Source organism: Pedobacter alpinus (assembly GCF_042684645.1).
Lineage (GTDB): Bacteria > Bacteroidota > Bacteroidia > Sphingobacteriales > Sphingobacteriaceae > Pseudopedobacter > Pseudopedobacter alpinus.
Window position 1 is genome coordinate 15,025 of sequence record NZ_JBHULV010000051.1, and the last position, 13,417, is coordinate 28,441.

Annotated in this window: 7 protein-coding genes; all 7 read right to left on the minus strand. The window is 33.3% G+C overall.

Features of this window, described 5'->3' with window-relative positions:
• Nucleotides 1–4 precede the first annotated feature (4 nt).
• Nucleotides 5–1,534, minus strand: a complete 1,530-nt coding sequence (locus tag ACFSSE_RS14980) for a RagB/SusD family nutrient uptake outer membrane protein (RefSeq protein WP_379041661.1) — start codon at nucleotides 1,532–1,534, stop codon at nucleotides 5–7.
• Nucleotides 1,535–1,554: 20 nt separating this feature from the next.
• Nucleotides 1,555–4,848: a SusC/RagA family TonB-linked outer membrane protein gene (locus ACFSSE_RS14985; protein ID WP_379041659.1), complete on the minus strand. Its 3,294-nt coding sequence runs from the start codon at nucleotides 4,846–4,848 to the stop codon at nucleotides 1,555–1,557.
• 2 nt (nucleotides 4,849–4,850) lie between these two features.
• Entirely contained in the window at nucleotides 4,851–7,070 is a 2,220-nt protein-coding gene (locus ACFSSE_RS14990) for a fasciclin domain-containing protein (RefSeq protein ID WP_379041657.1), read from the minus strand.
• A 319-nt stretch (nucleotides 7,071–7,389) separates the two neighbouring features.
• Nucleotides 7,390–8,706: a rhamnogalacturonan acetylesterase gene (locus tag ACFSSE_RS14995; protein WP_379041655.1), complete on the minus strand. Its 1,317-nt coding sequence runs from the start codon at nucleotides 8,704–8,706 to the stop codon at nucleotides 7,390–7,392.
• Nucleotides 8,707–8,813: 107 nt separating this feature from the next.
• Complete coding sequence (locus ACFSSE_RS15000; RefSeq protein ID WP_379101011.1) at nucleotides 8,814–9,212, minus strand: glycosyl hydrolase family 95 catalytic domain-containing protein; 399 nt, start codon at nucleotides 9,210–9,212, stop codon at nucleotides 8,814–8,816.
• A 230-nt stretch (nucleotides 9,213–9,442) separates the two neighbouring features.
• Nucleotides 9,443–11,002, minus strand: coding sequence for an alpha-N-arabinofuranosidase (locus tag ACFSSE_RS15005; protein ID WP_379041653.1), 1,560 nt, complete (start codon nucleotides 11,000–11,002; stop codon nucleotides 9,443–9,445).
• A 10-nt stretch (nucleotides 11,003–11,012) separates the two neighbouring features.
• On the minus strand, nucleotides 11,013–13,358 hold the full coding sequence (locus ACFSSE_RS15010) for a beta-galactosidase (RefSeq protein WP_379041651.1): 2,346 nt from the start codon (nucleotides 13,356–13,358) through the stop codon (nucleotides 11,013–11,015).
• Nucleotides 13,359–13,417 lie beyond the last annotated feature (59 nt).

Consider the following 13,417-nt stretch of genomic DNA (forward strand, 5'->3'; position numbering starts at 1 on the left):
AGAATTATTGGTAAAAAGGATTCTGAACTAATGCTTTGTTTGTTCTTAATTCTACAAAGTTTATAGGCAAATAATGACTATTTAGATCTCTATATTTACTTAAAATAGATTGCTGTTTATTTGCTGGGGCGCTTGCAGTTACCATATCTAAAATTATATCTAAGCGCTCATAGTCATTTCTTTTTGCATTTCTTAAAACATCAAACCATCTTTTTCCTTCAAAAGCAAATTCTCTAGCTCTTTCTTTTAAAATATAGTCTGTAACTCCACGCTTATCTGTATTTGGATTTGCAAAAGTTTCTTTTGTAGACTCTAATGCTCTAGCTCTTACTCTAATAGCAGTTTGGTCATTATTATCAGTTCCATTAATTATTTTAATTGCCCCTTCGCCATCACCTAACTCGTTTAAAGCCTCAGCTTTCATTAACAAAATATCTGCGTATCTATAAACAAACCAATGTGTAAATGATTGTTCTAAAGTTTTTCTGGTTTCTCTATCAGCTCCCAAATATTTATAAATAGAATTATCATTTGCTAAAATAGAACCTCTATCTGCTCTAAGGTCAAAATTTCTTTCGTCTAAGAAATCTATTTGATAAATCTCTTCCATAACCCTAGTACTACCGATAAACCTTGGTCTTTGAAAAAACATTACATAAAATGGATTCAACTGTTGCAAATCAAACTGTAACTCAAAAATACCTTCTGATGAATTTCCATTTGCATAAAGTGTAGTAAACCAAGCGTTATTACCTGGCACTAAAGAAAACTTACCAGAGTTTATGATTTTATCACAAGCTTCTATGGATTTTGGATAATCTTCTAACCATAAATATAATTCTGCTTGTAAAGCATTTATGGTATATTTTGTAATTCTTCCCTTATCAGATGCAATATTACCATGGGTTTCTTTAGCTTTGGTTTCTGCTTCTAGCAAATCCTTTTCAATCTGTTGAAAAACTTGTAATTGAGTTGAAGTAGGTATTTGAAAATTATCAGCGTCGCTTTTAGTTGCCGTTAATTTTAATGGTACATTACCCCAAGTTTTAGCCAGTGTTAAGTATAAAAATGATCTAATTCCTAAAGCTTCGGCAACGTAAGCGTCTAAAGCAGCTTGCGTAAAAGTTGGATCTGACTGCCTAACTGCAGGAGCCAAATCAATTACATTATTACAATAGTTAATAATTCTATAAAATGAGGTCCATCTAGTTAAAGAGCTGGTCTCTAAGATATTTACAGATATTAAATCAATCTCATCAATAGAAGCAAAGGGACCTTGTTCTACCATGTCGCCTCTTAACTCTCCGTACATAAATAAATCTTCAACCAAGGGTCTATCTCTATTTCCTGGTGGAGATGTTAACAGTGCAGAATAACAACCAATAACTGCAGATTGTACTTGTTCTTTAGTTTGATAAAATTCTGTACCAACAATACCGTCTTGTGGCTTTAATTCTAACCATTTATTACAAGAAGAAAAGCCTCCTAAAAAAATGGTAAGCATTAATGATATGTATATTTTTTTACGTTTCATAACAATAATTATATTAATAATTAAAATCTAGTTGATAAACCAAGGGTAAAGCGCTTAGTGGGTGGTGTTCTTGAATTATCTATTGCTAAACCAAATACTCCACTTTGCATATTTATTTCTGGATCTTGCCCTTTGTAATTTGTTAATGTGAAAAAGTTTTCTCCTGTTACAAATAACCTAACATCAGCTACATTTAACTTCTTCAACATTTTCTGCCCTAAACTATAGCTAATGGTTGCTGTTCTAAATCTTACAAAAGATGCATCCTCTACATATCTATCAGATCCTAACCAATTATAACCAATTCCAAATAAAGCTCTAGGCATATTAGTTTCATCCCCAGGGTTTCTCCATCTACTTAAAACAGCAGTACTTTGATTGTCATATCCTGTTAAATTAGTAGTAAGCATATCTGTACGGTTAATAACCTCATAACCAATTCTGTAACTGAAAAATGTTGATAATCTGATACGATTTTTATAGTTGAATGATGGACCAAAACCACCCGTGAATTTTGGATTACTATTACCTAAATAAACAACGTCTCTAGAGTCTATATTTCCATCGTTATTGATATCTTCGTACATGGCATCACCAGGTTGGAAAACATAATCTGTTCTTGGGAAATTAAACCTCATATAAATAGGTAATCCAGATGGGCCAACAATTGGCTCACCATCTTTATCTTTAGCAACTGTTGATTCTAAATCTTTATAAACCCCTTTAAATTTGTATCCATAAAAAGAACCAAATGGATTATTGATTTGTAGAAACTGCTTATAACTTCCGTTTCTATCAGAAAATCCATTTTCGTTAGGGAAAAATTCTGATATTTCTCTAATAACATTACTGTTTCTTGCTATATTAAAACCAAAATCAATTGTTAAATTTTCTGATTTAAAAGGTGTAGAGTTAATACCAATTTCCCATCCTCTGTTATCTAACGTACCAAAGTTTAAGTCTATATCATTAAAACCAGATACTGTGGATATTTGTAGGTCCGGAAATAATAAATCGGTTGATCTATTTTGGTATAAATCTACATCAATACTTACTCTGTTATTAAACATTTGTAAGTTAAACCCTAAGTTTGTACCTGTAACGGTTTCCCACCTTAAATTTGATAATTCTATGTTAGCTGGGTAAACACCAGATAGGCCTAAATAATTTGATTGAAAGTTATTGTAAAAATTGTAGAATAAATAATCAGCTCTTGGAGCCTTACCAGACTGTCCGTAACTTGCTCTAACACTTAAATCATCAATAAATTCAAATTTTTGCATAAATTTTTCACCAGACATTCTCCAACGTGTTGAAATAGATGGAAAATAGCCAAATCTGTTGTTTGGGCCAAATTTTGAACTACCATCTGCTCTTAATCCTACGTTAATAATATACTTATCATCAAATTTATACTGTGTACTTATTAAAGCTCCTATTGCTCTAGATTCTGAAAAACCAGTTAATAATCTGAGTTCAGTATTTTGAGTTCTTGACGGAATAGAAGGGTCTGTTAATAAAGAAGACGCCGTATTTGAAGTTAATGATTCTTGAGTAACACCTTTATAATCATCTGTTTGAATAGAAAGAATACTTTGCCATTCATGTTTTTCTTTTAATTTGGGGCTATAAATAAAATTAGCTTTAGATTGAACTCTGAATTGATCTAAGTCAGAATCTCCTGCTCTGTTTACTACAGTTTCTGTATAAGGCCTACCTGTTGCGTTTTGAGGTAAAAAACTATTTACTTTACTGTTGTTGATATCAAACATCACTTGAAAATCAGAAGTAAAAACTTCTGGAACGATATCATAGCGTAATTGGAAAATTGGAGTAATTCTTTCGCCAGTTTGCTGGTTTGAAGCAAATTCTGATAAGGCTACTGGATTGTAAGTTCTTGGATAAGCACCTTGAATGTTTAATGCCGGTGAAAAGTAATTAGGTGTTAAGTTCCCAAAATCGTCGTACTCAAAAATACTCATGTTTGGCATTTTATTATTAGCAACGCTTCTAACACCGTCACGGTTATTATCTGTCCCATCTACGTAATTACGGTCAGTTACAGAGTGTGTGTAAGCAATATCTGTTCTAAATTTAATTCTGTTAGAAACCGTATAATCTAAATTTAACCTAGCAGAAATTCTATTTAAACCTGTACCACGTGTTACACCAGTTTGGTCTAAATAACTAACAGAGCTGTAATATCTGGCTTTTTCTCCACCACCTTGAAGTGATAAAGTATGATCGCCAGATAAACCAGTTTGGTTTATTGCATCTACCCAATCTGTATTATTGCTGTAATTTTTAAACCAATAAACGTCACTTGGATCGTATTGAAATTCTTTATTTATTAAAGTATTTAACGGTGTCCCGTTTCTGTTCATTACCAATTCTGGAATTAATTGCGAATATTGATCGCCAGTTAATAAAGGGATACCAGTAGGCACTGTTGACGCTGACCCTCTAAAAGCATAATTAATTGTAGGTTTGCCAGAAACACCACGTTTTGTGGTAATTAACAATACCCCATTAGAAGCTCTTGCTCCCCAAACTGCTGTTGCTGCAGCATCTTTTAAAATTGTAATGGTTTCTATATCAGCTGGGGCAATATTTAATAGTTGAGCATAGCCATCTTGATCTGCACTACCAAAATTAAAACCAGATGGGACGGTTACTTCATAAGGTAAACCATCAACTACAATTAAAGGTTCTGCACTTCCACTAATAGAAGATGTTCCTCTAATTCTGATAGACATACCAGAACCAGGGTCTCCAGAATTAGATGCAATATCAACACCAGCAATTCTACCTTGTAATGCTTCATCAATAGAGGTAGATTGCATTTCTTGAAGCACTCTTGCATTAATGGTAACATTTGCTGTAGTTAAATCTCTATCTGCAATTGTCATTAAGCCTGAGTTACCAGCTTTTGTTGCTGTAACAGTAACCCCAGCTAAATCGCTTATGTTAGATTCTAAAACAAAATTTATTGTTGTTCTTCTATTTATAGGTACAGTTTGACTTTTATAACCTAAATAAGAAACAGAAATACTATGACTAGGATCTTTAATTTTAAGAGCATAATTACCCTCAATATCTGTTACAACACCTGTAACAGTACGTCTATCTTTATCTAGCTCTACAACAGAGGCGCCAATAACACCTAACTTATCTGTCTTATCTGTAATTTTACCTCTTACAATTAAAGATGCAGCTGGTGTAACAACTGGTTTTTGTTGTGCTAAGATTGATGATGGTATTAAAAATATACCCACCATTAAAATTACTGTATTTAAAAAATATCTATTTATCATATCTATCTGTAATCTAGATAATTATCTACTAAGTGAATTAAAGTTCTATCTGCAAGGTTTATACTTGACGCATTAATAACCCTCGCTGTTCTTGCATTACTTTGTCCGGTAAAAGAAAGGTTATTCAACATATTATTTATTCTAACATTTACAACCTCATCATTACCATCTTTATAAAGTGTTTCTGTTGATGTAACATCTTGGTTTCCGTCTGGTGCAAAAGTATTTCTAGATAAAATGTGATACCTGATAAACGCAATTACTTTTTCTCTATCAACAGTTGCTGTAGGATTATTTGAAGCTGGAAGCAAACCCGCTGTTATTGCGTCTGCAATGGAAGTATTGTTCGGAACCAAAAGTGTGTAAGAAGTACCTAACGCAACTCCGGTTATAACACCTGATGTTCTGTTATAAAGTGAAGAATTATTTAAATAATCAAAAAACCTTTTAAACTCTGAATTTGCAGGTGCAGCTAGTTCGGCTAATTTTAATCCAATTCCACGTTCACTATATTCTAATAAATTGTCTGTGTAATAAACTCGTCCGTTGCTAGTTTCATCGAAACCTGTAATATTAACAACAGTGTTAGCATCTTGGTTACCTGCGGCAAATACCCTATTGTTATTCCATTTTATATATTCACCTGGGACATCTCTATCACCTGATCTTATATAACCTTCGCCCGATAAATCATTTAATTGGTTATTTGGAGTAGAAACAATGTGATTATACAATATTCTTTGAATTCTGGCTCTTGCCAAACCTCCTGCAACTCTTACGCCTGTGCTAGGTGAAGTATAAACCCATTCTGATCTTATTCCGTCATAATCAAATCCTTTAGATCTCAATAACTGATCAGACATCATGAACAAAGTAAATTTTATTCCAATGTTGTTTATAACTCTCCTATACTCTTCATTTAAAGCCCTCGTCATTAATGTATAATTAGGATTTAAATAAGGCCTGCTATAAACAGAGAAGAACGTGTTAGATTCTTGAACTTTATTGGTACCATAAAAAATACCATTACTTAATATTTGCTTATCAACAATGTTTGTTGATGGGCTAAACCTAGCAGTTTCTTCTAATAAGTTTAACTGAGACCCAAATTGAGAAGGCCAAACTGTATTTTGCCACATGTGAGAATTAATAATATCAATTAAAATATATTGAGGAAGTGCATCTAAGGATGGATAAAACTCCAATATTTTTGAATTGATAAATTCTTGTAGAACAGTATTTGTAGGTACAAACATGCTGTAACCATCTGACTGCCCATCATTATCCGTTTGTTTTAGATAATTTTCATTATTTGGCGAAAAAGCTAAACCTGCGTTATAAACTTTAATGTACACATTTTCAGAACTTCCAGTTAAGATTTGATATCTTCTGGTAGCTAATTCGTTAATTTGATAGGTTACTAAATATTTATCTAAAATACTTTTAAATAGACTATACTGTGGCTTACCTTGTAAGTACTGATCTATACTTTGAAGCGGTAAAGAAACCTTATTAACTTCATGAATAATACCGTTTTCCGCAATAATATCTGCCGTTTGTACCGCCCCACCTACAAAATTAAAACCAGTGTATGGTTGGTTAGGGTAGAAATAATTGTAATCGGTAGCAGATAAGCCTTTAGCACTTACATACTTTTCATGAAAATAAGGAACGTACTTATTATTATTATCTCCATCTACGTAAAACGGAGTACCATTGCCTAAAGAATTATTTCTATTAGATGCAAAAACTACTCTCTCTACACCGTTAACTGTTTCTTTGTAGAAACCGTCATAATAAGCAGTTCTTCTTTTGTATGCTTGGTCTGGCACCCATCCAATATTTGATTGAAAATCAGAAATCCTATCTGTTTTAAATGCATTAAAAACTAAAGCATATCTAACAATTTTCTCTGCTAATTCAATACTTACTGCCTCTGCGTTAGCTATAGAGTTTTCTTGAAAAAATACTTGAATAGCAGCATCATTTGGAGCAAATAAAGTCCAATAACCTGCTTTGCTTAAAATATCTTTATAAGAAGCTTTATCTATTAATTTTAAAAAAATAGTAAAGTTGCCTCTAGCTTCTAATTGCTGATAAATTGGCGGTGCTAAATCATCTGGTCTTCCATAGTACTCATCGAATTTCTCTTTACGGCAGCCTACCAGTGCAATACTAGTTACTACAACCAAAAGAAATGAACGTTTGATTAGTGTTAACATAATTTTAATAATTCTTAGAAAATAGTAATTAGATATAGTTTTTTGGAGTAGAATAATTACCCGTTAGAAAAAATGAATATAAAATACGCTCGAATTTAAGAAGCAGCACTTCATAAATAGTAGTATCTACATTTAAGTAAAGTTTAATCATATTAGTTTATTTAGGTTTTTATAATAGAATCCTAAGACTCGGTTAATTGGTTAAGAATAAAAGTAGGTAAACGACTCTCTACCCGCAACCTGTCGCATCCTGTTTTGATAATTATTTTTATAATTTTATCTCATTTAATCTATCACCTCTTGTATATTAAGTGTTTTGTTAATTCCCATCTGGCTTTAAAACGTCGCTTCTTGGGCTCTCTGGCCATATCCATGATGTTATTGAATCTGGTTGAGCTGGATTAAAAAAATTAAAATTTTTTATATATTTTTTTAATTCTATGTTTTGATTTATTATTTCTTGCACAATCATCTTAGATAACTGGTAAGCGCCGTAAGGATTAAAATGAGTATTGTCTGCTAAAGCTGTTTTTTGGTTTGGATAAGAATTGGCAGGATAGTGTACAAAAGCTTTTTTAGATTCTTCTTCGCCTAATGCTTTATAAAATGTTTTTGACATGCTATTCAAATCAATTAAAGGAACATCTAATTCTGATGCTACTTTTTTTGCCGCCGTAGGATAATCGCCTAAAGTTTCTAAAACATTGCCTTCTTTATCAAAAGAACGTCTTCCAGTTGATGTAACAATTATTGGAATCCCTCCTCTTTCTCTAAAACTATTAACAAAAAGCCTTAATCTTTCTGAATATGATTTGAATGCACCATCATTGACTCCTTTTTCTTTTTGATCGTTATGCCCAAACTCTATAAATAGGTAATCACCCTTTTTCATCACACTCCATATTTTGTCTAACCGGTTTGATCCTAAAAAACTACCTAAAGTAAGACCAGACTCAGCATGATTTGCAATGGCCACACCTGCACCAAAAAAATTAGGAATCATTTGCCCCCAAGATGCCCAAGGTTCGTTATCTTGATTAACAACGGTTGAATTTCCTGCTAAGAAAACCGTTATCTGATCATCAACTGGTATAATTTCTAAAGCTATAATTGCCGGATTAACAGCAAATTCTAAAGTAAGCTTGCTATCCCAATCTAATTTATTGTGTTCTCTTTCTTTTAAGATTACATTTTTACTAGCACTAATTATTCTACTTTTTACATTAACAATAAATATCTCTTCATTTACAATTCCTTTTTTCGGAACAATATTTTCCATCATCAACCTCCTAGATTCTGCTTTAATAGTGGTTTTTGATTGTCCATTTGGATTAGCTACCTTAATTTTTACTTGGTAATTACCTTCCGGTATTTTTGTTGAAAAATAAAAAGCTTTATCTGCAGAAATTAATGGGCCATTCATACTTTTTTTAATAAAATTAGGCATGGTATTAAAATCAAAACCATAACCTTTTGCATCATTATAAATACTTTTATCATTTATAATAATGGCGTTTTTAACTCTTTTCTGTTTTCCGAAAACGAAATGATAGGATGGTCTGATACTTTGTTGAGCAAAAACACTTTGCGATATAAAGAGAACTACTAAAACAAATAAGTTGATTATATTTTTCATGATTTTAAAATAGCGTGTTTTTTACCTTATAAGGTTGTAAATATTAACGAATAAATTTTTGTTGATTTATAGTAATTGGGAATAGAAATTAATTTACTATCTTTTATTTAGATAGGCATTTTACTTAAAATAGCACATTCTACACCGTTTCTCACTAAAACATCAGCAGTAGCTAAAGAACCAATAGCCCAATGCGTGTTTATTACAAAATTTCCTCTTGCCCCCAAACCGTTTATGAATCCATTTGCCAAAGCATCAGCAAAAGCCAGCAATAATTGTATTTTATCTAAATGGCTTTGAATTAACATTTCAGAAACTCCAGAAGTTGCACCGAAATTTCCATCAATTTGAAAAGATGGGTGTGTATCAAATAGATTATTTAATGTAGCAGTTTTTAACAATTCTTGATGTATTAAATATGAATGATTTCCATTTAATAACCTCGCCCAAAAATTAATTTTCCAAGCATTACTCCATCCTGTACCTCCCCATCGCCTCTCATTAATAAAATTTGCTTTGTTGCATCTGTTAAATTATGATCTAAAAGCGGAGATCAACTTCAAAAGAAGTGGTAGAAATTGCTTTTGCAATTTTTAAAGCTCTTTTAAAATCCTGATTTACACTTTTACCGATAAATGCTTGTCTGGACTTTGTGAAAGTTTTAGGTTTTAAGCAAATAACTCTACAGATAAAAGCTTTAGTGTAAAAGACCAAGTGTTAATTTTGTTTCTTAGCGTTAAATGAGTGTTATAGCTACCACGCTTAATGGAGGTAAACTTAATTGTAACTGATCTCCGTTTTTGCTTGCGCCATTAAATGACGTGGGCTTGATTTTGTTAGGCTGAACAAAAGAATTGTAATCTGTAAATTTTGCCGAAGTTAAGATGGTTCCATCAGCTTTGCTCCAATTTAAATCTTCGAAATTTAACTTTACAGGAATGTTATTTTTAGCATCAAGATTTACCATGGTTAAATGCACCACGCCATTTTTATCTTTTGATGCAGAAATATTTACAGCTGGAAGGCTTTTATTATTTACCACATAATTTGGTGAAGTAAATTTTACCGGCAACAAAGTAGCCTCTTGATGAGTTTTGTACATATCAAACACCCAATATGTTGGCGTTAACAACATTTTATCTTTTTCTGTTAAGATTAAAGCTTGCAGCACATTTACGGTTTGAGCCAAATTAGCCATTTTCACCCTATCGCTATTGTTATTAAAAATATTTAATGTAGAGCCAGCAACCAAAGCATCTCGCAAGCTATTTTGTTGGTATAAAAACCCTGGGTTTGTGCCTGGTTCTACGTTTGTCCAAATACCCCACTCATCAACTACTAATGCTACTTTTTTATCCGGATCGTATTTATCCATTACGGCAGAATGCTTGGTGATTAATTCATCCATTCTTAAAGCATTTTTCATACTGCTAAAGTATTCTTGCTCTTCAAAATCTGTTGCCGAGCCTTTATTACTCCAACTACCTGTTGGGATAGCATAATAATGTAACGATAAACCCCACATTTGTTTTCTGCTTTTACGCATCAATACATCTGTCCAGTTATAATCATCGCTATTAGCGCCGCCAGCAATTTTCTTAAGCTTTGTGCCCGGATAGTCTCTAGAATAAGTAGCGTAACGGTTAAACTGATCTGCATAATACTCAGCGGTCATATTACCGCCACAACCCCAGCTCTCGTTTCCAACACCCCAAAAACTCACTTTCCAGGGCTCTGTGCGTCCGTTCTCTTTCCTCAGTTTAGACATTGGACTTTCTCCGTCAAAGTTTAAATACTCTACCCATTTGCTCATTTCTTCAATAGTTCCGCTACCTACATTCCCACTAATGTAGGGTTCGGTTCCTAATAGTTTACAAAGTTCCAAAAACTCATGCGTACCAAAGCTATTATCTTCTGTAACGCCTCCCCAATTGGTATTTACCATTTTTGGGCGATTATTTGGCGCTCCAATTCCATCTCTCCAGTGATATTCATCAGCAAAACAACCTCCTGGCCAACGTAAATTTGGAATATTGATGGCTTTTAAAGCATCCACAATATCCATACGAATACGACCTTCTTTTTTTACATTTAGGCTTTTATCTACCCAAAAACCATCATAAATACACCTTCCTAAATGTTCGGAAAAATGACCATAAATATGTTTACTAATTTGCTGGTTTTGGTTTACGGTACTTACATAACCAGAAACGCTGGTTTGGGCATTTAAGCTCAGCGTAAGCGCCAAGCTGCTAAAAAATAATATTGCTTTTTTCATGTAATTTCTAATTTTCATACAGTTAATTTTAAAATTTAAATACGTCTTTCTTTAGAAAAATACGGTAATTTTTTACCATCCCACTTTGGCTTTTATCAGAGCGAGGAAGATATTTTAACCCCATCACCTCAGTTACTTCCCCTAAATCTATCACAATTTGATGCGGATGCTTTGGTTTTCCTCCAACCGCTTGACTTTGCCAAAAAGTAGATTCCTGCTGGTCGTAAACTTTGTCGGCTGCATTGTTGGCTGAAGTAATCTCTTCAGAATCTGCATAAACTACTTTCCATTTTAATGTCGAAATTGAATTTCCATCTTTTCCAATCAATTCTAACTCGGCAATAGCGCTTAAAACATCTTTTTCTTGTTGTGAATTTAAGGCTTCAAAACATAAATAGCGCCCTTGCTGCACACCCTCAAATTTCACTTCTTTCCATCCATTACTAGCTGCGAAAGCACCTGTTGCAATTGGCTTTTCGGCAGAAAGGTCTAAGTTTTGATTTTTAGTACGGTGTAGTAAAGATTCATCTTGATTTAATTCATTCAAAATCGCTTCTTTATGTCCGGTAATTTTGGTTTCTTTTGGACTATCCACATCTAAAACAATGATTTCATTCTTTCCTTTTCTAAGCCAAATACCAGGCATAAATAACGTTTGCTGAGGACCAATTTTCCAAAATCTTCCAATATTATATCCATTAACCCAAACCATCCCTTTTCCCCAAGTGCTAACATCTAAAAAAGTATCGCCAGTTTCTTCTAGGTTAAATACTCCTTTATACCAGGCTGGGCCATAATGTTTTAATTTTTTAAATTTAGCCTTGGCTTGAAAATCATAATCTACCGGGAAATTATAAACCGTCCAATTCTTTAATTCTATATTTTCTTTTCCATCAATTAATTCCACTTTTTCTGTAATTCCTTTTCTATCAATAATGGCTTTACCGTAGTTTACCCTGCCAGTTGCCTCTACTAAAATATCTAATTGTATGGCTTTTGCCGATGCTGGAATTTCAACCGTATTGTCGCCTCTTCTACGGTCTAATCTACCTATTGATACTCCATCAATAAATACGTTTGCCCAATCATGCACCTCGGTAATCACTAGTTTGTGCTTTACAGCCGATGGTTTTAAGGTAGTTCTATATATAATGCGTCCCCAACCTTGGTTAAACATTTCCATAGGTTTTATATTTTCTGATTTAATGCCTTTAGGAAGATTATCGAAAATATTAGCAGTTTCTTTTAAATAAAAGGTAGGTATTGCAATCACGGGCATAGCGGTTGGAATATCTCCCAAAGTCTCCCCTTCTTGCAAATAGTTTTTAAGTAAATCTCTTACTGCAAAAAACTTATCAGTAGTATTTCCTTGTTCTCCAATAGGTGCATTATAATCATAAGATGTTGCCATAGCAGAATATGGAGGTGCGTTTGCGCCGCCCCATTGCCCAAAAGATGTACCGCCATGAGCCATATACAAACTGAATGAAATTTTCCTATCTAGCATGTCTTTTAGACTCCCAATGAATGAGGAAACCGACCGAGTTTCATGCGGACGACCCCAATGGTCAAACCAACCCGTCCAATACTCGCTGCACATTAACGGCGATGTAGGATATTTTTCTTGAAAGGTTTTAAACTGTTTATCAATATCTGAACCTGCCCCAAAATTTAAAGTAGTAGCCACCCCATCCAATTCATATTTGTTAAAATTAGAAGACCAATCACACCTAAATAATTGCACTTTATCAAACCCCGCTTTTATTACTTCATCTCTAACTGCTTCCATATAAGGTTGCTCGTTTCCAAAAGATGCGAACTCATTTTCTACCTGCACCATAATGATATTACCTCCATTTTGGATTTGAAAAGGCGCCAACTGTTCTCCCACTTTTTGCAAATATTTAGCAGTGCGTTGCATAAAAAAAGTATCCTTAGCGGTACGAACTTTAATATCCTCTTTCTTTAACAACCACCAAGGTAAACCGCCCATATCCCACTCGGCACAAGCATAAGGACCAGGCCTTACAATACAATACATTCCGTTTTCTTGTATCAGTTTCACAAAGGCAGCTACATCTTTTTGTCCGGTAAAATCAAAAACATCTTGTTCCTGTTCATGAAAATTCCAAAAAAGATAAATACAAATGGTATTCATTCCCATTGCCTTTGTTAGCTTTATTCTTTGATCCCAATACTCTCGTGGAATTCTTGGAAAATGTAATTCTCCAGCCCTTACAACATATGGCTTTCCGTTCAATAAAAATTCTTTGTTACCAGCAGTGAATGTTTGTTGATTAGTTTTTAATTCTTGAGATTTAACTATATAAATAAAACTTAAGCATAAAAATATTACTAAAACGGCCTTTTTCATCTTGTTTGCTTGATCTTATTTATTTATTGGTTTACTTAAAATTAATTCGGATTTATACT